At 68.9% G+C, this 19924-nt stretch carries 15 protein-coding genes and 1 pseudogene; 7 read left to right on the top strand and 9 right to left on the bottom strand.

The genetic code is table 11. From position 1 onward, the window contains the following. Positions 1–11: 11 nt before the first annotated feature. From eccCa to OG390_RS41055, 3 genes are all read right to left on the bottom strand, one after another. Positions 12–4181: a type VII secretion protein EccCa gene (gene eccCa / locus OG390_RS41065; RefSeq protein WP_406175083.1), complete on the bottom strand. Its 4170-nt coding sequence runs from the start codon at positions 4179–4181 to the stop codon at positions 12–14. A 13-nt stretch (positions 4182–4194) separates the two neighbouring features. Then, positions 4195–4635, bottom strand: coding sequence for a WXG100 family type VII secretion target (locus OG390_RS41060; protein WP_406175081.1), 441 nt, complete (start codon positions 4633–4635; stop codon positions 4195–4197). Between the two features lie 114 nt (positions 4636–4749). Then, positions 4750–5043: a WXG100 family type VII secretion target gene (locus tag OG390_RS41055; RefSeq protein WP_406178168.1), complete on the bottom strand. Its 294-nt coding sequence runs from the start codon at positions 5041–5043 to the stop codon at positions 4750–4752. A gap of 246 nt (positions 5044–5289) precedes the next feature. Here OG390_RS41055 and OG390_RS41050 point away from each other — a divergent pair, with 246 nt between their 5' ends. Then, complete coding sequence (locus OG390_RS41050; protein WP_406175079.1) at positions 5290–5940, top strand: hypothetical protein; 651 nt, start codon at positions 5290–5292, stop codon at positions 5938–5940. A gap of 150 nt (positions 5941–6090) precedes the next feature. Here the strand turns inward: OG390_RS41050 and OG390_RS41045 are convergent, their stop codons facing one another. From OG390_RS41045 to OG390_RS41030, 4 genes are all read right to left on the bottom strand, one after another. Further along, a complete protein-coding gene (locus OG390_RS41045) occupies positions 6091–8844 on the bottom strand; it encodes a right-handed parallel beta-helix repeat-containing protein (RefSeq protein WP_406175077.1) in 2754 nt (917 codons plus the stop codon). Continuing rightward, positions 8841–10193, bottom strand: a complete 1353-nt coding sequence (gene eccD, locus OG390_RS41040) for a type VII secretion integral membrane protein EccD (protein WP_406175076.1) — start codon at positions 10191–10193, stop codon at positions 8841–8843. Before eccD ends, OG390_RS41045 begins: the two co-directional genes overlap by 4 nt. 70 nt (positions 10194–10263) lie before the next feature. Continuing rightward, positions 10264–10587 carry a WXG100 family type VII secretion target gene (locus tag OG390_RS41035; protein WP_406175074.1) on the bottom strand — a complete coding sequence of 108 codons (324 nt, stop codon included), beginning with the start codon at positions 10585–10587 and terminating at the stop codon, positions 10264–10266. A 184-nt stretch (positions 10588–10771) separates the two neighbouring features. Beyond that, positions 10772–11128 (bottom strand): WXG100 family type VII secretion target, encoded by a 357-nt coding sequence (locus tag OG390_RS41030; RefSeq protein WP_406175072.1) that lies wholly within the window; start codon positions 11126–11128, stop codon positions 10772–10774. 557 nt (positions 11129–11685) lie between these two features. On the opposite strand from OG390_RS41030, the gene OG390_RS41025 reads away from it, so the two are divergent. The 4 genes and pseudogenes from OG390_RS41025 (at position 11686) to OG390_RS41010 (ending at position 13962) form a co-directional block, all read left to right on the top strand. Next, positions 11686–12612 carry a ricin-type beta-trefoil lectin domain protein gene (locus OG390_RS41025; RefSeq protein WP_406175070.1) on the top strand — a complete coding sequence of 309 codons (927 nt, stop codon included), beginning with the start codon at positions 11686–11688 and terminating at the stop codon, positions 12610–12612. Positions 12613–12657: 45 nt separating this feature from the next. Next, positions 12658–13023 carry a YbaB/EbfC family nucleoid-associated protein gene (locus OG390_RS41020; RefSeq protein WP_406175069.1) on the top strand — a complete coding sequence of 122 codons (366 nt, stop codon included), beginning with the start codon at positions 12658–12660 and terminating at the stop codon, positions 13021–13023. Positions 13024–13378: 355 nt separating this feature from the next. Next, positions 13379–13468 (top strand): annotated as a pseudogene (locus OG390_RS41015) (3'-5' exonuclease); the annotation flags it as partial. Positions 13469–13521: 53 nt separating this feature from the next. Next, positions 13522–13962, top strand: a complete 441-nt coding sequence (locus OG390_RS41010; RefSeq protein ID WP_406175068.1) for a hypothetical protein — start codon at positions 13522–13524, stop codon at positions 13960–13962. A 299-nt stretch (positions 13963–14261) separates the two neighbouring features. Here OG390_RS41010 and OG390_RS41005 read toward each other — a convergent pair whose 3' ends face one another. Then, on the bottom strand, positions 14262–15116 hold the full coding sequence (locus tag OG390_RS41005; RefSeq protein ID WP_406175066.1) for an alpha/beta fold hydrolase: 855 nt from the start codon (positions 15114–15116) through the stop codon (positions 14262–14264). A gap of 814 nt (positions 15117–15930) precedes the next feature. On the opposite strand from OG390_RS41005, the gene OG390_RS41000 reads away from it, so the two are divergent. After that, positions 15931–17262 (top strand): amidohydrolase family protein, encoded by a 1332-nt coding sequence (locus OG390_RS41000; protein ID WP_406175064.1) that lies wholly within the window; start codon positions 15931–15933, stop codon positions 17260–17262. Between the two features lie 228 nt (positions 17263–17490). Here OG390_RS41000 and OG390_RS40995 read toward each other — a convergent pair whose 3' ends face one another. Next, positions 17491–17643: a hypothetical protein gene (locus OG390_RS40995; protein ID WP_406175062.1), complete on the bottom strand. Its 153-nt coding sequence runs from the start codon at positions 17641–17643 to the stop codon at positions 17491–17493. 93 nt (positions 17644–17736) lie between these two features. On the opposite strand from OG390_RS40995, the gene OG390_RS40990 reads away from it, so the two are divergent. Continuing rightward, on the top strand, positions 17737–19911 hold the full coding sequence (locus OG390_RS40990) for an AAA family ATPase (RefSeq protein WP_406175060.1): 2175 nt from the start codon (positions 17737–17739) through the stop codon (positions 19909–19911). Positions 19912–19924: the final 13 nt, after the last annotated feature.

Genomic DNA, 19924 nt, shown 5'->3' with positions numbered 1-19924 from the left:
TGTACACGGCGCTACTCGGTCGCCGGATCGAGCACGGTCTGCACGATCACGGGCTGGGTGCGGCCGCCGACCAGCACGCCGCGGCCCGCAGGCCGGCGTGCCGCACGCTGGTCGCCGATGAGGATGCCCTCGCGGGGGTCGCCGGAGAGGATCAGGCCGCCGGTGCCGAACTCCTGCATCCTGCTGACCAGCGGGTCGGACATCAGCGCGCGCCCCGCCCCGGTGACCCGGCGCGCGATCACCAGGTGGAAGCCGATGTCGGCGGCGTGGGTGAGGTAGTCGGCGAGCGGGGCGAGCGGGCCGCGCTGCCCGGCCTGGCCGGCGACCAGGTCGTAGTCGTCGACGACCGCGTACAGTTCAGGCCCGGACCACCAGTCGCGCCGCCGCAGTTCGCGGGAGTTGATCCCCGGGGGCGGCATCCGCTCGCTGAGCTTGGCGGCGAGCTGCTCGACATACGCCGCCGCGTGGTCGTTGTTGGCGGCCTGCGCGGCCAGGTACTCGTCAGGCACGACCTCCAGCAGCGAGCGCCGGTAGTCGAAGACCATGAAACGGATCTCGTACGCGGAGTTCTGCTCGGCGATGCCCCGCATCCAGGACCGCAGGAACGAGGTCTTGCCGGAGCCGGAGTCCCCCAGGACCAGGAAGTGCGGGTCCCCCTTACGCAGGTCGATCGTGGCCGGGGCCAGGTCGAACTCCCGTATGCCGATGGGCACCTCGCTCGCGGACCCGGCCCCGGCCGTGGCCTGCGCGGCGGTGAGCGCCTTCGCGCCGGCAGCGGGGCAGGCGGCAGCCGCTGCGGCGGTCCGCGCAGCCGCGTCGCACTCGGCCGCCAGCTCGGCGGGGGTGATCAGCTCGGGCAGCACCCGCACCCGCGGGGCGATCGCACCGGTCCACCGGGTCGCGGACTCCGCGATCGCGCTCTGCTGGGCGGTGCCGAGGCCGTCTGTGGTCTGCGCTCCGTCGAGTCGGGGCAGCGCGATGTGCATGAGGTTGCCGGGGGGTGCGATGCCCCGCCCCGGGACGGTGTTGACCAGCAGCTTGGCGGCCTTGCGGTTGACCTCGGACTCGCCGGTCTCGTTGAGCCGCGGCTCCAGCCGGCCACCTATGGTGTCGCGCAGGCTGGTGCGTATCTCCATCCAGCGGTTGGCGGTGATCAGCAGATGGACGCCCACACCGAGGCCACGCGTGGCGATGTCGTGCACGTGGCCGTCAGCCTCGTCCACCGCCGCGCGCAGCGCTGCCCAGTTGTCGATGACCAGTACGATGTCGGCCGCGTTCTGCCCGTCGGGGAGGCCGCTTTCGGCGCGCAGCCGGCGGAATCCGGCGGCGGAGTCGATGGCGAGCCGCTCGAAGAGCCGCTCCCGGTCGATCACGGTCTGCCGTACGACGGCGAGCCCCCGGCGCACCTTGGCCTCGTCGTGCCGGGAGGCAACGGCGGAGACATGCGGCGCCTCCTCGAAGGGGCCCAGCGAGCCACCACCGAAGTCCACGCAGACGAACTGGAGCTCCGCGGGGGTGTGGGTCAGCATCGCGCTGAGCATGGCGGTCCGCAGCGCCATGGACTTGCCTGTCTGCGGGGCGCCGACGATGGCGACATGGCCGTTCGCGCCGCCCAGGTCGACCTGCAGGGCGCGCTGCGCCTGCAGCAGCGGCAGGTCCACCACACCCAGGGGGAAGGTGAGTTGGCCGAGCGAGGTGGAGCCCTTGACGGCCTGGAAGCCCCGGTCGGGGTCCTCGCCGACCGGGCCCAGCAGCGAGTCGAGGTCGATGTGCGGCGGCAGCGGGGGCAGCCACACCTGGTGCACCGGCCGGCCATACAGCTGCAGCCGCTCCACTGCGACCTGCATCTCGGTACGTGCCCCCGCGACCGGCGGCGGCACCGGGGCCGCGACCGGCTCCTGCTCCTTGTCCCGGTCGCGGGCCTGCTCGGCGGTGCGCATTCCGTACGGCACCGGTTCCGGCACGGGGCCGGTGTCGGCCTTCTCCCTGCCGGCCGCCTGGTGGGTGCCCGAGACATGGGCGACCCGGAACCGCTCGTAGACCGACTCGTCGACCTTGAGGTACGCCGAGCCGGGGATCGGCGGCAGTTTGTACGCGTCGGCGGTGCCGATGACCGCCTTGGACTCGGCGGCGGAGAAGGTCCGCAGGCAGATCCGGTACGACAGGTGGGACTCCAGGCCGCGCAGCCGGCCCTCGTCCAACCGCTGGGTGGCCAGCAGCAGATGCATGCCCAGCGACCGGCCGACCCGGCCGATCTGGACGAACAGCTCGATGAAGTCCGAGCGCTGGGAGAGGAGTTCACCGAACTCGTCGACCACGATCACCAGGTACGGCATCGGCTCGAGCGGCCTGCCGTGCACATCGGTGCCGCCCTGGGCCTGCAACAGCTGGTATGCGCGTACGGAGTCGACGTTGCCGGCGTCGCGCAGCATCCGCTGGCGGCGCTGCTGTTCGCCGATGAGCGCGGCGCGCATCCGGTCCACCAGGGCGAGGTCGTCGGCGAGGTTGGTGATCAGACCGGCCACATGCGGCAGTTCGGTGACCCCCGCGAAGGTGGCACCGCCCTTGAAGTCGACCAGGACGAAGCTGAGGTGCTCCGGCGAGTGGGTCATGGTCAGGCCGGTGACCAGGGTGCGCAGCAGTTCGCTTTTGCCGGAACCGGTGGCGCCGACGACCAGCCCGTGCGGGCCGATACCGCCCTGCGCGGACTCCTTGAGGTCCAGCACCAGGTCCTCGCCGGTGCCGGCCACCCCGATCGGGATCCGCAGCAGCGCCTCGTCGCCGGGGCCGCGCCAGAACGCGGTGGGGTCCAGCTCGGCGAGGTCACCGACGCCCAGCATCTGCGGCAGCGAGACCGTACGGGAGAGCACCTGGTCGCGCTCGCCGGACAGCCGCAGCGGCGCCAGGGCGCGTGCGACCTGTTCGTACAGCGCCGGCTCCGCCTCGTCGGTGACGGCGTCCTGGACCGGGTTCAACAGGTTCGGGTACCGGCTCTCCAGGACCAGGCCCCCGGCATCCTCCAGCCGGGCACGGACATCGACCCGTCCGGGCTCCTCGTTCTCCTTGCGCACCAGGCAGACCACATGGATGCCGCTGCTCGGGCCGGCCTCGGCGAGCAGCTCGGCGAGCAGGTGCGTACGGGCCCAGGGGGCGTCGGGGCGGTAGCCGTCGAAGACCACGACACAACGTCGGCCCGGGGTGTCCTTGTCGCGCAGCGAGGGCAGCATGGTGGCGCGTTCGGCGCGCTCGGCCCGGGCCTGCTCCAGCCTGCGCTCCAAGACGTCGGTGATGCCGTCGAAACGGCGGGCGACGGTCGGCACGATACCGGCCGGGAAGTCCCCGGCGTCGGTGTCGTGGGTGTGCGGCAGCCATTTGGTCCAGTCCCAGGGCGAGTTGTCCTCCTCCTGGCTTTCCCGGCCCGGCTCGTCCTGCGCGGCGAGCACAACCAGCTGGACGTCGTCGGGAGCGTGCAGCACAGTGAGTTGGAGCAGCAGGGCAGCGGCGGTGGCCCGGGTGCGCTCGGGGGTGCCCAGCAGGCTGACCACCCCGCTCCCGGCCAGGTCGATCCAGGCGGGCTGGAGCCCGACCGTCGCGTAGTCGCGGACCAGCTTCTCCGAGGCGCGCAGGGACAGCGGCTCGTACTCGGCTGTCGGATCGGGCCTGTTGTGCTGCAGCAGCTGCAACTGCGGGCGGCCGCACCCCAGTCCGAGCCGAATTTTCAGGAAGTCGGCGTCGCTCGGGCGGCGTTCCCAGACCCTGCGGCGGCCGACCGCGATGGCCCACAGCCGGCGCGGGCTGGGGTGCAGAAAGGCCCCGACCGCGCGCTGGGTGGCCGCCGAGGCGCGGGCCTGGGCGCGGATGCCGGACAGATACGCGACGTAGCGGTCCCGCTGACGCAGCCGCTGCCGCCGAGTAGTGGAGCGGGACTGCCAGCGGACATAGAGCGTGATGGCCACCGACAACACCACGAAGAACACGCCGAGCATGATCATCCACGGTCGGCCGAAGGTGACCAGGTACGCGGCCATGCTCACGCTGCTGAGCAGTGGCAGCAGGATGACCAGCCAGTTCGCGGCCTGGCTGTTGTTGGGCCTCTGGGGCGGGGCCGCCAGAGAGAGCTTGTTCTCCGGCAACGACGGCGGGAAGGTCCGGGCGGGCCGGTGGAAGGCGGTGCGTGTCATGTCGGTGCGCCGCTTACCAGTCCGCGGTGATGGCGGTGGTGTCGATGTTCGTCATGTCCTCCGGTGCGGAGCCGGGCGTGCCGTCGCCGTTGCCCGGCGAGTCGACGCCCTGGAGGAACTTCTGGAACATCTCGGCGAGCGAGACCTCGGTGTGCGCGTTGCCTGCGGCGACCGACACCACCCCGAGGGCCATCACGTTGAGCACTCCGCTCTCCGGGGCGTCCTCGGTGCCGAACAGCCCGCGCATGGTGGCCGTCCACTGGTTGTTCATCTTGTCCGCCTCCTCCTGGGTTTTGCCCGCCCAGCCCAGTGCGAGGCCCGACAGCGTGTTGTTGATCGAGGTGATGGTGTCCGCGACCTCTTTCGCGTGTGCCAGCAGCTTTTTGGAGCTGTCGGAGAGCCCTGTCGGGTCGATGTAGAGGGAGGAGACGTCGTAGTCGACAAGTTCAGGCATGGGGGGGCTCCGCGGTCGGGGACCGCAGCCTTCCGCCGGGCGGAGGCTGCGAAGGTGGGGAAGGGGAACGGGCTGCCCGGGCCGTCACGGGCCCCGGGCCGCGCGCGGTGCGCGTCAGGTCATGTTGTCGTAGTTGGCCGTTTCCATCTCGTGGTAGTTGTCGTACGCCACCTGCATCCGGCGTACGACCTCATCCAGCAGGTCGCGCAGGTCGGTCTGCGAGCGCCCGAACCACTGCTGCACCTCTTCGAGGCCGGCCGAGGAGGGGGTCTGCCACTCGGTCCCGACCGTCTCGAACTCGCCGGCGATCCTTCCCATGGTCGACGCAATATGGCCCGACCTGTCTTTGACCGTTTTGATGGCTTCCTTCAGTTCGCCCAGATGCACCTTGAAATCAGACCACGACATGTCGGGCACAGTCCGACCCTTTCGTCACGCCTTGGGAGTCACTCAACACGCTTGAGGGAGCCGGCAACCAGTACCCGTGGCACCCGTCGGCTACACGCCCGCACCTTACCATATAGCGAATGCATGACAATGGCCCGCGACAATCAGCAATGAGCCGGTCGCACACAACTCCTTTGTGCAGTCTTTATCTTGGCGACTTCCCTTGGATTACATCGCTGCACTAGCCTCCGGCACACGGTCCCACAATTGCGCACCGAGCCGCAGAACGAGAGGTTGGCCATGCCGGACGAAGGCGATATCAAGCACTCACCGTACGACCAGTGGAGACAGGACTCTCCGCAGCCGGAAACGGACGAGCCCGATCCGGACCGCGGGAAAGACCTTGACTATCTGGTGCCGAATGTCACCGTCGCCTGGGACGTCCCCCCGAGCTTCAACAACCCGCCCCCGGAGACCGGGCAGCAGGGGGACGCCGGCGCCGGCACGGACGTGCCCGAGACCCCGCCCATCAGGGTGGACCTCTCAGGCGTGCGCGGCACCGAGAACGCCCTGCTCAGCGCGGCGCGGACGGCCGTCGACGCCTACCAGGGGCTGCGTGAGCACGTGCTGTCGGTGCAGGACGACGTGTTCGGTCAGAACGAAACGGATCTGTACAAGGACCCGACCTCCTACGCCACTCCTACGCAAGTGGTCCCCAGCCAGATCCAGCCCATCGCCCGGGAATTCGCGGCGTCCATGAATCCGGCCATGGAAAAGGCGCTGTACTTCATGGGATCAACCATGGAACTGGTCGGCGAGTACATTGCCCTCCTGAACAGGACCGGACAAACCTACTCCGAAGTCGACCGCAATTCTCGTTTCCCGACCGAAGGCACCTCCAATCAGGTCGTGACCTGAGCCAACGACGTCCGTTTCGGCCACGCCGTACCGCCTTTGCCGGGCACCGAACTCTGACCCGGACTCTGGCGGAAATTCCGGTTCGCGAGCCGCCGGCGGTTCCTTCCTGCCGCTGGCGGACTCATTTTCACCACATGGAATGCGGGAATGTCATACCCCGGCCTTCGGCGGCAGATCCTGAGGCAGCACAATCGTCAGATCGTCGGTGCCGGGATTCAGTAGCTCGGCGACCCGCTGGGCGTGCTGCTCGGTCATTCGCTGGAACACCTGACGGGCCGTCCGGCCGTTGCCGAAGTGCTCGGTACGCTCGATCCCGTCGAAATACTCCACCAGCGCGGCCCGCGTCTCGTCCGGCAGCTGGTACTGGTGCCGGGCCGCCTGGTAGCGGACGATGTCCACCAGCTGGCCGGAAGAGTAGTCGTCGAAGGTGAGGGTGCGGGTGAACCGGGAGGCGAGACCCGGATTGGAGACGATGAAGCGCTGCATGTCGGTCGGGTAGCCGGCCGCGATCACCACCACCTCGTCGCGATGGTCCTCCATCAGCTTCACCAGCGTCGCAATCGCCTCATGCCCGAAGTCGGTCGACTGACCGTACGGCACCAGGGCGTATGCCTCGTCGATGAACAGCACCCCGCCCAGCGCCCGCCGGAAGACGGCCGTGGTCTTCGGCGCGGTGTGGCCGACGTATTCACCAACCAGCGAACCCCGGTCGGCCTCCACCAGGTGGCCGCGGGCCAGCAGCCCGAGCGCGGCCAGCAGCCGCCCGTACAGCCGGGCCACCGTGGTCTTGCCGGTGCCCGGATTGCCTGCGAACACCAGATGGCGACTGAGGGGCGGGGGCTGCAGCCCGGCCTCCTGGCGCCGCTTGACCATCTGCATCACCGTGGCCAGCGAGCCGACCTCCTGCTTGACCCGGTCCAGGCCGATCAGCGCATCCAACTCGGCCAGCAGCCTAGGAAGTTGCTCCTCGGCGGCACCCTCATCGGATTCGTTCGTCGCCGAACTCCCGTTGTCCGAGGCCGACTTCCGCGGCGTGGGGCCGCCGCCGGCCACCGCCACGGCACCCGCGGACGGCTCCGCCTTCGCCTGCGGCAGGGTGCTGACCGCCACATCGCGCACCCGGCAGTCCTCGAACACGGCCCCTGCGTCCTCGGCGGCCGACAGGTCCTCCTGGACATCGTGCACGAGCAGCCGACGCAGCACCGGCGCCGACCCGGACCCCGTGTAGACGGCGGGGAAGGCCGCGCCGGAGATCTCGCAGTCCTCCAGGATGCCCGCGCCGCCCTCGTGCACGTACACCCCGTTCTTCCCGGCACCGGTGACGGTGACGGCACGGATCCGCGGCGCGGCCCCGGTCCACAGCACCAGCCCGCTGCCCTGCGCTCCGGCTATCTCCATCTCCTCGATCCACGCCTGGCTGCGCTCCTCCAGGAACACCCCGGCCGACCCGGTGCCGACCACCTGCCCGCCCCGGATCAGCGCCGCCGTATCGGCCGCCACCTCGATCCCGGTCCGCCGGATCGCCCGGAACTCACAGCCGTCCAGCAACGGCCGGTGCCGGGTGTCGAGCCGCACGCCGGTTTCCGCCTCGCTGATCACACAGCCGCGCAGCACCGCATCGGCCCCATCCACCTGGACCCCGGCCAGCCTGGCGCGCTCGATCCTCGTGCGCTCGGCCAGCAGGTCGGCGCCCTCGCTGAGCCGGATGCCGTGCTGGGCGCTGTCCTCCACCGCGCAGTCCACCAGCACCGCACGGGCGTTGCCGGCGAGTTGCACGGCGGAGTGGCCGGTCGCCGCGATCTGGCAGTCGGCCAGCTCCAGCACCGCGTCCCCGTCGGCGAGGATCCCTCCGGTGCCGGTGCGGGAGAACACGCCGCCCAGGGCTCGGACTTCGACACTCTCGGCGACCGCGACCGCGGAGTCGTTCACATCGACGATGCGGACCGACTCCAGCTCGACGCGCGCGGTGCCGTACGCAAACAGGCCCGCGCCGTGCGTCTCGCGCACACCGCAGTCCCGCAGCAGGACGCCGCTGCCGCCGGAGACCAGCACGCCCTCGGCCTGGGTGCGGAAGATCTCGCACTTGTCCAGCCGGATCCGGCGCCCGTCCCGCCCGGCGGCGGCACTCCCGCCACCCGCGTCAGGACCCGCCGCCTCGGGCTGGGGCCGGGCCTGATGCGACGGCACCGCCGCGGGCAGGCCCGGCGCATCCTCGATCCGTATGCCCTGGGCCCCGGTGTCGTGCAGCCGGCAGCCGCGCAGCAGCGATTGCGCGGGCGCGTACACCAGCAGCGCCGCGTCGCCGGTGTGGGCCAGCTCGCAGTCGTCGAAGGTGGCGCTGCTGGTGCCACCGAGCAGCACACCGCAGTCCGAGGTGCGCTGCACCCGGCTACGGCGCAGCTCCGCCCGGGCCGCGTCGACCAGGGTGAGCCCGTAGCCGTCGACCGAACGGACCGTGCAGTCCTCGAAGCTGGCGCGTGCGGTCCCGGTGACATGCACCCCGGCCCGCTTGGCACCGTGCACCGTGCAGCCGCGCACCTGTGCAGTGCTGTCCCGGGCCAACTCCAGCCGTCCGCCCGAGAGTTCGCAGCGCTCCAGGTCCAGCGAGCCGCCCCGGGCCAGCACCACCGGCTCGGCCGCGTCGCCGCCCTCGAACTCAAGTTCCCGCAGCACGACCTGGCCCGCCGTGACACTGACGGCCGGGCCGTGCGCCGCGGTGATTCGTACCGTCCCCGGACCCTTCTCGGCCAGCACAGTGATATCGCGGTCCAAGACGAGGGACTCCACGTAGCAACCGGGCCGGACCGAGACCACCTCGCCGTCGGCCGCCGCGCGGACCGCCGCACCGATGGCCCGGTGAGTCCCCCAGCCGCGAGTGGCGACGCGCTGCAGTTTGGGCTTCACATCGACTCCCCCAGCTTCAGCAGCGTGCCGAACACCCCGAAGACACCGACGGCCAGCGGTACGGCCGCGAGCGCAAGCGCCGACGACACCCCGCTGATCCAGGCGGGCCGCTCACCGATCAGGTCGCCCTCGGGAAAGGCCCGGACAAGACCGGCCCCGAGCATGACCGCGCCCGCCAGCAGACCGGCCAGCGGCCCCGCCCAGCCGGGCGCGCCGAGCTCGCCGGGGGCGCTGATGGCGACGGCCAGCAGGCCCGTCGTACCAGCGACGACCACCGGCAGCACCGCCGCGGTGATCTTCAACTGACCGGCGCGCAGCAGCATGACACCACTCACGCACACTGCCAGGGCCATGCCGTACACGTCGTCGGAGGTGGCCAGCAACACCAGGGCGGCGATCAGCACGGCGGAGAGCAACTGGGTGAGCCCGGCCAGCACCCGGCGGCCCCTGCGGACCAGCGCGGGGATGGCCTCGCAGGTCGCCGTGTCCTCCCCCGGCGGGGCGGACAGCGCGACGAGGTGCCCGGAGACCACCGGCGCCACGCCCAGCGAGCCCATCGCCAGCACCGCGACGACCGCGGCGCTCTCGGCCGCGCCGGCGCCGAAGCCGGACAGCAGGCCCGCAGCGGGCAGCAGCACCGCGGTGACCACCAGCGTGGTCAGGGTGATCACATGGTTGACGGCGAGCCGGGCCGTGAGCGCGCCCGCCAGCGCCCCCGTGGACCCCGCGATCACCGTCCCGGCGGAGGTGTCCGGCACGGTGGGAAAGAGGACAGCGCTGACCACGAGGAGTGGTACGGCGGACAGGGCCATCCCGAGCCGCACCGGCAGGGCCAGCGGCCAGGTACGGCGGGTGGCGTGCCAGGCGAGCAGGGCCACGCCGCATCCGGTGAGCAGCGCCGCCGGCCCGACCAGCGGGAAGCGGGGGCCGTCCACGGCCACCCCCACGAACCGTCCGAAGGCACCGGCAATCCCGCCGAGGCCGAGGAAGAGCAGGGTCAGCGCGCGGTGCCGGGTGTCCCAGCGCAGCCCCTCCTCGTTGGCCTCGCCCACGAGTTCGTCGAGGTCGGTGATGACAGGCTCGTCGAACTCACCCGCCGCCACGTCCCGTAGATACAGCGTGGCACCGTCCGCGACCCCGGACTCGGTGAGGGACGCGCCCGGGGAGAGCGGCTTGGCACCGGGCAGGGCCAGGGACCAGACCGCGGGGAAGGTCTCGTCCTCTTCCTCCTGGCCGGTGAGCCGCAGCAGAGTCGGGGTGTACTCGGCGATGGCCGCCCGGGCGGGTACCGCCAGGCATACCCGCCGACGGGTGCCCACCACCGTGATCCGGCACAGTTCGTCGTCCACTTGACTGTCCTTGGGGTACATGGGGGTGGAAGGGCAACGTGAGGAGCGCATCGGCCGGCGACGGTCGTCACTAGTTACCGTTGTTCCAGGTCTGGATGTTGGACAGCTCGGCCTCCGCACTGTTCTGGTAGCTGATGTTCAGCGCCCGCGCGATCTCACCGAGGACACCCACCTGCGGGTCGAACAGACCGACGGCGGCCTGGTCCCACTCGGTCTGCTGGTCCTGGTAGTAGCCGGCGGCCTGGCTCCGGATCCAGGACTCGGCGAGCGGGGTGAGCCGCCTCTTCAGCTCGTTGAGCCGGTCGATGCAGTCGTCGGCGCGGTTGACGATGATCGGCCCAGCGTCGCCGAGGCCGGTGGTGACAAGGATGGGAAGGCTGTCCGGATTGGGCACAGGTGGCTCTCCTTGGGGGATGTCGCGAACCGACTCGACCGAGGCTTCGTTGTCGTGCGTCGGCCACGTCCTGGGCCGCGGGCTCGAGGCCACCGCCTCGGGCAACGTGGGACTCGGGGCGGCTGCGCTGGGGGCGGTGGCCGGGGTGCGGGGCCGCTCCGGGGCGGGTGCCGGGGAACGGAGCTCAGGCGAGGTTGGCGGCCGGCAGGTTGTTCTTTATTGAGGCGAGGTTCTGGTGGTTGGTGACCTCGGTGTTGTCGTAGTTGTGGTAATTGCCCATCAGCCCATCGCCGATGGCCTGGAGCGCCTCGTTGAGCTGGGCGGCGTAGCGGTCCCACAGCACCATCAGGTCCTGGAACTCGTTGGCTGCCATGCCCTGCCACTCGTCCTGGAGGGCGGTCACATAGGACCTCAACTGCTGCAGCCACACCCCGATGTCGTGCGCGGCGAGATGCGTGTCACTGGAAGCCGCCTGCAGGTCGAACAGCGTGACGCCGTACTCGACACCGCCGACCGTCGTGTGGGGAGTAGGGGTGGACACGAATGATTTCTCCTAGCACATCGTGGTCCGATGCCGAATCAAGTCCGAACGTGCGGAGATACTGCTGCGTGAAGGGCGAACCGCTCACGCAATTGCTCTGCTTTCCCTGGTGGAATTGGAGCGTAGTGGGGGGAGAGGGCACGCTCCCGCCGAACGGACCATGGCCTGCACCGGCGGACAAGAAGCCTGGTCGAATGGGCAACGCGACCGCGTCTTTGGCACTCGTCGGCACAGGATGAAGGAGAATCGTCGGGTCTCCGAAGTCATCCAGGGCTGAGCCTTCCCAACTCAGGCTTCAGGCTGCATACCCCAATTGTTCAGAGGGCTGCCGAGGCGCCAGATACCCCAGAGAGGACCGGGCGGTGCGGTCGTACCCCGGCCGACTTCGATGGGTCCGACCGGCGTGCGCGTCAAGCATGTTGTGTGACACGGAACATGCGCAGAGAGCCATTCCTCAGGCACTGACGATCGACCGGCATCGGGCCCGCGTAGTTAACGGATGTAGCAATCCGTCGTCAACGGGTGTAGCAGCCCGTCTCGCGAAAGGATTCACAGCAGTGGGCGAACCCACCCGTCAGGAACCCAAAGCACCAGGCATACCGGGCTTCGCCGCAATCTTCGCGTCCAGCTCCCGGCAGCCGGGGGACCGCGACACGCCCAGCGTGCTGTCACGGGTACTCGCCACCGGCCTGGTGATCGCGCTCCTGAGCGGCGGAGTCTTCGGCATCGGCAAGCTGATCGACTACCAGCGTGACCGCGACCAGGCCAGCCGTGACCAGGCGGCCGAGCAGGCCGTGGCGGAGGACAACCCGCTCCCCCGCTCGAGCAAGACCCCGCCCGGGGGCAACGAACCGCAGAGCACTCGCCCGCCGTTCATCTCTGGCGGGGGCGGCGACCCTGCGCGGTACACCTCGCCGCCGTACGCCCCGTACCAGGGCTCGGGGAAGTCCGCTTCGGCCTCCACCGGCTCCGGCGACAAGGGCGGTACGGGATCCACCACGGGCGGCGGCACCCAGTCCGGCACCAACGACTCCCAAACCCAGCAGGACGCGCAGCGGCAGCAGTCGTCCGGCAACAGCAACGACTCGGGCGGCTCCACGCACCGCATCGTCGATGAGGAATCCAACAAGTGCATCGATGTGACCGACCACATCCACAGCGCTCCGAACAAGACCGTGCTGCAGATCTACACCTGCGGCAACAACCCGAACCAGCAGTGGACCTTCTACAGCGACGGCACCATCCGCTCGCTCGGGATGTGCATGTCGGTGCTGGAGGGCTCCACCGCGGACGGCGCCGCGATCGACGTCTACGAGTGCAACGGCAGCCCCAGCCAGCAGTGGCGCTTCACCACTGCCGGAGACCTGGTCAATGTCAAGGCCGACAAGTGCATCGACGTCAGGGACTTCAGCAGCGCGGACGGCGCCCGGCTGCAGCTGTGGACCTGCGCCGGCACCAGCAACCAGAAGTGGCGGCTGGCCTGACCATCCCCATAACCGGCCACCGGCCGGAAGAGGCAGGAGTTCACCATGGCAAGCCCGCTGGGCGCACACCGCCCCGATATGCAGCAATTTCTCCGGCATGCCCAGGCGATGCAACGCAATCTGCTCGACGCGCAGCAGGAGCTGACCACGCTGCGGCTCCAGGCCACCTCCGGCAACGGTGCCGTACAGGCCACGGTCGACGGCGCCGCGCGGCTGCAGAGGCTGGACATCGCGCCCGAGGCCGCCGACCCGCACGACACCGAGGGCCTCGCCGAACTGGTACTCGCGGCCGTCCGCGAAGCCACCCAGTCGGCCCAAGAGTTGGCCCAGCAGAAACTACTACCGACCATCGCGCACACGTTCGGCGATTCGATCACCGCGAACCTGCGTGATGTGACGGGCGGCAACTGACCTGCCTCTCTGGCCGGTCGGATATCTGCTGGCATCTTCGCGCGGCCCCCGCCCTCGATCGGAGGGCCGGGGGCCGCAGTGCTGTCAACTGCCGAGAATCTGGCACCGGGGGCTGATACCGCCAGGGGTGGCGGCCGGCGCAGTCCCAGGGTTCCTGGTTGCCGCAGCCGATCAGCCGCAGACGGCTTGGTGCCCGCACCGGCGGAGAGCGGTGCGGGCACCCGGGGCGACGCTGCGAGCTCAGGTCATGGGCCATGTAACTCGTCTCAGAAGCAAGAGGGGAATTGCCCTATGCCAGTGTGCCGGTGGGAGGCCGGATCGTACCCGCACGGTGAGTTGGAACGCGCCGGTCCGGCAGGCTGTATGGCACGCGGCGCAGGCGCGCAGCCCGCAGCCGTGGTTGGCCCGCGACGGCACCGGCGGGGAGGTCGCCGACCCGGCCTGACCTGGCCTGGCCACTGCGGCGCGGACGGTCGGCCTCCGCGTGGGCATCGTCCGTTGGCCGGGCTCGGCACGGACCCGGCGGACGCCAAGGTCAGGGCTTCGGCCCCGCTGTGCGTGGATGGTGTCCCGCCGGGTGGTGCAGCCGGTCAAGGTTCGTCGACGCCGGACTCCTACGAGTACTTCACCCACACTCGGACCGAACTCGACCCAGAATGGGCCAACAAAGTGACACTGCGCAGTTTGGACAACTTCTACGGTTATGAGCCGACGAAGTACCTGCCCGACGTCACTCCGACGCCGATACTCGTGATCGTCGGCCGTGAGGACGGCCTGACCGGTGGAAACCTGGCCGCTTCCGCGTACGAGACCGCAGCCGAGCCGAAGAAGATCGTCTTGCTACCCGGCGGGCATTTCGCGGCGTACACAGGCGACTGGTTCACTGTGGCTACGCAAGTTGCGCGCGACTGGTTCGGGGAGCACCTCTCCGCTGCCTGAGCGATGTGCCGTGGTGGCGGCCAGACCTCCGGCTGCCACCACCCATCGCTTCTTACGCGCCGGTTACTTCCTTGAACAGGCGCAAGTATGTTCGCCCAGAGGTCGTGAAACTGCGTCAGCCTGACGGCAGATCCGCGGAGCTGACAAGAGGCGGGAATGGAGGGCGCGACCTCCGAGTTTCAGGATGATCCGGAGTTCGTCGCGAGCAGAGTCTCTATTTCGGCGAGCCGAAGCCGCGCTCGAAGACCCATCGGCGTTCGGAAACTACGCGCGGCTCCGGACGCGACTCAAGCCCCAAGCTACGCTATGAACCCATGTATGATTTCTGCGGTGATCACGGGATCCTCGATCATCGGAGAATGACCCACCTCTGGAACGAGTTGCACGGCGATGCCAGGTACCGCACGATACCGAACGCACGACTCGCCACTGCGAAAAACCCGGTCCTGCTCGCCGAAGATGACGAGAGTGGCAACCCCGAGTGCGGCGATCCGTTCATCAAGGGGCTGCTGCGCGACAAAGCGCTCCTTCTCAACCTGAGAGCCGACGAAACAGGCGTACGGCACGACCCCCACGTCGTTCACCGTCTGAGCGACGTCATCGAAGGTTGCTGCCAAAGAACGACCGGGCGCCAGAAAGCCTTCAACGGCTCGACGGTGTGCGGAGGTTGGCAGGTTTCGATACAACAGTCGCCCGAGCACGGGGAGCCGGAGGACTTTGTTGATCGCAGACGGATCGGCCACGGAGTAGTCCGGCGCCTCGTCGACGACGACGAGCTTGGACACCTTTGTTCCCTGTTCAGCCAGCGAGATCGCTATGTCTGCGCCCATGGAGTGGCCGACCACGATGGGATCGACTACGCCAAGACCGTTCAGCAGGAGGCTCAGAACCCGCGCTTGGTTCTCCGGAGAGTAGCCATGGTGGGGCTTGCTTGAGAAGCCGTGTCCAAGCAGGTCCGCCCGGATCACCCGGAACCTGTGAGACAGCAGAGGGACCAGTCGGTCGAACCATCGCATCGAACCGAGAAACCCATGGATCAGGACGATTGGGGGCCCCTGACTGGGCCCGTCCTCACGTATGTGAATTTCGTATTGCCCTGCGGACTTCAACATTCCTATGGGTGTGAAATCCGATGCAGGCACGTTGGGCTTCACGGTTACACCTTCAAGGTCGGCGATTTCTGGACAACAAGAGAATGAGATATACCGACAGGATCCGGTCGCCCGTACGCCGACGGATTCCACGGATCACCCGCGAGGCCTTTGGAACAGTCTGATCGATCCTTTCCTTGAGCTGATCACGGCCACCGCTGGTGAAGTGCGTACGGCACAGGTCACCGGGTGGACGCTGTCAGACCGGAGGCAGTTGTCATCCACCTGGTCAGTGATCACCGGCCCTGACGCGTATGAGTCGCCCAGAGCTCCACCCCCGGCTGATTCCCAGCCGAAGCACTGGCCGGTCCTGACACGACACCGGTGAGGGAGGCGGCTTCGCACACAGCGGCAACCAACGCCCCACCACGTTTCGCGCTGAATCGCACAGTTCCCAGTCTCATACCGCTCCGTTCATGAAGCCTCCTGGTCGGCACGTGGCTCGACCACGTCCCAGCAGCCGGGTGAGCCCTGACGTCCTGTCACCGTGCCGCAGTCATGTGCCGCACCGGTCTCGGCCATAAGTCCGGACATTCTCTCGGGCAGACGGAAGACCGCTGGCCGCCTCAACTGCCTTGTCAAGGATGTCGGAACGAGATCAGTGCTCCGTCGACCTCGGGATGCCCTCTGCACGTTCGGTCATTGGTGAGGTACGTCCGAGCAGCGGCCGACGATAGTGACCCCGCCCGCTCGGACGATTGCTGCAGAGTTCGGACGGCCTGTCCGGCATCCCGCAGGAGACGCCGTCACGGCAAGCCCTCAGTCGAGCGGCTTCTCCCGCCGCTCTCACGAACCCGGATTCGACAGAAGAGCAATCATGCAACTCGCACGACGTATCCACGCCCCCGTCATACTCCCCGCGGACCCGGACTGCTCAGTTCTGCGTGATGCGGTCCTCGATGTTCGGGAAGACGGGCGCATCGCCTACTGCGGCGCGAAGGCCGTGGCACCCTCGGTCGAGGGGGTTGCGGAAACGCGTCTCACCGGCATCCTCATGCCTGGTCTGGTCAACACCCACGCGCACACCGCGATGACCCCCCTGCGTGGAATGGGAGGTGACCTGCCTCTCATGTCGTGGCTGCAGGATGTCATCTGGCCCGCGGAGGCCCGTATGCGAGGGCGTGACGCGTACGCAGGCATGCTGCTGGGCTGTGTCGAGATGCTCCAGTACGGCATCACCACCAGCGCCGAGATGTACATCCACAGCGAGGAGGTGGTGGCGGCAGCGCTCACGGCCGGCATCCGGGCCCTGGTCGCGCCCGCATACTTCGATCTACCGGGAACGGGCTGGCGCAGTGCCTTGTCCGCCATCGGCAAGTGGATCGACGAGGACGGACTGAGGTTCGGTCCCGCCGAGCGGATCGAGCTGTGCTACGGCCCGCACTCCGCCTACACGCTGCCGTTCGAGGCACTGCGGGCGACAGCCGAAGCCGCAGTGCCCCGTGGCGCCCTGGTCCACATCCATCTGGCCGAATCACGCGAAGAGGACCGGAGGCAACGAGCGGAGTTCGGTTCCGTACCGCAACTGCTGGACAGTGCGGGCCTGTTGGAAACGCGTCTGTTGGCTGCCCACGCTGTGCACCTCTCACGCCAGGACATCCGCCTGCTGGCCGGCTCCGGAGCCGGAGTGGCCCATTGCCCGGGATCGAATGCCAAGCTCGCCTCAGGAACGGCCGACCTTCGAGCGCTCCGTGCGGCCTCGGTGGCCGTCGGCCTCGGGACGGACGGCCCTGCGAGCAATGACGACCTCGACCCGTGGGAGGAAATGAGGCTCGCCATGATGTTTGCTCGTCTGCTGTCCGAGGACGCTCTCGCTCTCACCGCGCGGGACGCCCTTCTGATGGCCACCCGGGAGGGAGCTGCAGCCCTGGGACGGCGGGACATAGGCGCACTTGAACCTGGCAGATGGGCCGACGTGATCCATATAGGCGTCGACGGGCCCCACTTCGCGGCAGGACTCGACATTGCGGACGAGCAACTGATGGCGAACCTCGTCTGGGCGGCCGGGTCTCGGGCTGTCCGCGATGTGTGGGTCGGAGGTCAGCAGGTCACTGCGGACGGGGAACCCTTGTTCGTCGACCGTGTCGCTGCACAACGCGCCGTCGCCGAAGCCGCTGCCCACTTGGTGCCCACTGCGTACCGAGGGTGACGGCAGTCCTGATGCGACCGACTCCACGGTGCCCTGCCACGGGGTTGCCAGGGGCGCGACGTGCTGACCGCCTGGCCAGTTGCCGACCGAACCACTCCTACCCATCGAAGTTGCCTGGCACGCAGGAACTGCACAGCTCGGCTCGGACTGTTGGTCGTGCGTGCTGGTCACTGTGACGGTCGTTGCCGCAGTAGAGATCGAACTTCAAAGGCTCTCGGGCGCCAGGCGTCAGGTCGGTCGAAGGTCGGTGCTGCTACGAGGTTCCGCGTCAGGGGCACCGACATTGCGGTTCGGCAAGGCTTCGCCGAGGCGGGCGTCATGGGCGCACCGTGCGGTCAGGAACCGGGCCGGATCGCCTTCGCGGCGTTCCACCAGGTCCAAGATCACAGGATATCTTCAGGTTACGGCATTGGCTGTTTCCTTTACAGATTCGCCGTCTTCACGGCGATCCAGATGCGTCTGAGGACAGCTTTCGTGGCACTACAGTACGACCCTGATTCCGTCACCGAACTCGACTCCAAGCCATGGACGTTCGTCGGCAGAACCGATCTCATCGACGCCTTCCGCCGAGCCCTGCGCACGCCGGGCGCGGACCAGGACCGCCCGGCTGTCCTGTACGTGCACGGGCCGGGCGGCATCGGCAAGACCGCGCTGCTCCATCGCCTGGCAGCAGAGGCACGGCGCGCGGGCCGCCCGGTGATCCGGGTTGACGGAGAGCCGAAGGGCTGGGCGCCCGACAACAGTGCCGAGTCGACCGGCGCCGTGGAGACGCCGCAGGCCCAGCCGTCCGCCGTACTGCTCATCGACAACGCCGACCGGTCCCCGGCCATGGCGCCGTGGCTGACGTCCAGCGTCCTTCCGCACCTGGCGCAGGACGCGCTCGTCGTCGTCGCCGGGCGCAGGGCACCGGATATCTCCTGGTACACCGCCACCGCATGGCAGGCGTCGTTCCAGGCCGTCGTACTGCCGCCCCTGTCACCGGCCGAGGGGCTGGAGCTCCTGCGTACAACACAAGTGCCGACCGACCGTGTTGGGCCGGTTGCTCGGTTCGCGGACGGTCATCCTCTGGCACTGCGCCTGGCAGGCGAGGCGGCGCGCGAGGGTGCCCGGTTCTCCGGCGGACAGCCGCCGCAGGGGGTGGTTCTGCGGCTCCTGGACCGGATCGTCGGCGATGTGCCCAGCGCGACACACCGTCATGCCCTGGAGGTGTGCGCACACAGCCGGTGGACGACCGAGGACCTGTTGCACGCCACGCTCACCGACGACGGCGGCGAGACGGACGAGACCGGGGAGGTCGGCCGTACGGACCGCGTGGCCGGGATCTTCGACTGGCTGCGCCGCCTGCCCTTCATCGTCTCGGAACGTGAAGGACTCGCGCCGCACGGACTGGTGCGCGAGCTCCTCGACTCCGACAGATGCTGGCGGAGCCCTTCTGGTTACCGAGCCATGCACGACAAGATCCGGGCCCATGTGCTGCACCGCATCCGGCAGGCCATGCCGGAAGACGTACTGCCGGCCACCTCGGCCCTGACCTATCTGCACCGGAGCAACGGCTTCGTCTCTCGCTTCCTCACCTGGGAGAGCGGCCACGAGGTGCTCGAGGTGCCGTTCCGTCACGAACTGCGCCACGCGGTAATGCGCCTGGTCGCCGACATCGAGAACGAGCGGGCCGCGGAGACCACGACCCAGTGGCTCGACCGTCAGCCTCGGGCATTCCGTGTCCTCTGGGACACCGCCGGAGACAGGCCCGTTGGGCTGCTGGCCTGGCTGCTTCTGGACCCGGACGTCGACCGAAGCGCAACCTCCGATCCGGTCACCGCTGCGGCCTTGAGGCACGCCCTGGCACGCAGACCGCCGCGGACTCACGAACATGTGGCGGTCGTGCGGTTCTGGGCCGACCCTGCGGCCCATCGGCAGCCGACATCCGAGATGGGCCTGATGTTCCACCGGGTGCTTGCGGAGTTCATCCAGCAGGAGGGACTCGCCTGGTCCTTCCTCGTGCTGCCCGAGGGGTCCTTCCTGGACCCTCTGATGCGTTTCTTCGACCAGCGCCCGCTGCGGCACCCGGTGGGTATGGACGATCTGAACTTCACGCTGTACGCACACGACTGGCGCACGGTGCCTGTGCAGCGGTGGATCGAGGTCGGCGGCACGGTCGAACTGGCCGGCCCCGATGCTCTTCCGGACGCGCGCCACGCCCCGCATCGGCACGCCACGCCGCATGCCGTGACCGTCCTGTCCCACGAGGACTTCGACATGGCCGTCTCCGATGCCCTCGCCGCCTGGCAGCGCAGAGACCGCCTGGCCCGCAATCCCCTCGTACGGACCAGAATGGTCAGGGATCGCGGCGGTGACGATCCCGTCGAGGCACTGCGCGACGCCTGCAAGGAGGCCCTCGACGCACTCGCTGCCGATCCCGGAGCCGCCAAGTACCACCGCGCCGTGGTCACCGGCCTGGTGCGCGGCGCACCCACGCGGGAGGCCGCGGCCGACCGTCTGGGACTGCCGCTGAGCACCTTCCGCCGGCATCTGGCGCGCGGTCTGGAGCGGGTCCGCGCCCACCTGTGGGACCTCGAAGTGCACGGAGCCGGCAAGCCGACCGACGCGCCGACCGCGCCGACCACGAGCGGCCAAGTGAGCGGCGATTGACACGGGAACGGAC

Origin of the sequence: Streptomyces sp. NBC_00996 (assembly GCF_045162675.1) — a bacterium.
GTDB lineage: Bacteria > Actinomycetota > Actinomycetes > Streptomycetales > Streptomycetaceae > Streptomyces.
This window is presented reverse-complemented; position numbering and strand designations above follow the sequence as displayed.

What these genes read in the sequence shown, in the direction of transcription:
- eccCa (WP_406175083.1), bottom strand. Translation starts at nt 4,181, where the DNA reads ATGACACGCACCGCCTTCCACCGGCCCGCCCGGACCTTCCCGCCGTCG.
- OG390_RS41060 (WP_406175081.1), bottom strand. Translation starts at nt 4,635, where the DNA reads ATGCCTGAACTTGTCGACTACGACGTCTCCTCCCTCTACATCGACCCG.
- OG390_RS41055 (WP_406178168.1), bottom strand. Translation starts at nt 5,043, where the DNA reads ATGTCGTGGTCTGATTTCAAGGTGCATCTGGGCGAACTGAAGGAAGCC.
- OG390_RS41020 (WP_406175069.1), top strand. Translation starts at nt 12,658, where the DNA reads ATGGCAAGCCCGCTGGGCGCACACCGCCCCGATATGCAGCAATTTCTC.
- OG390_RS41000 (WP_406175064.1), top strand. Translation starts at nt 15,931, where the DNA reads ATGCAACTCGCACGACGTATCCACGCCCCCGTCATACTCCCCGCGGAC.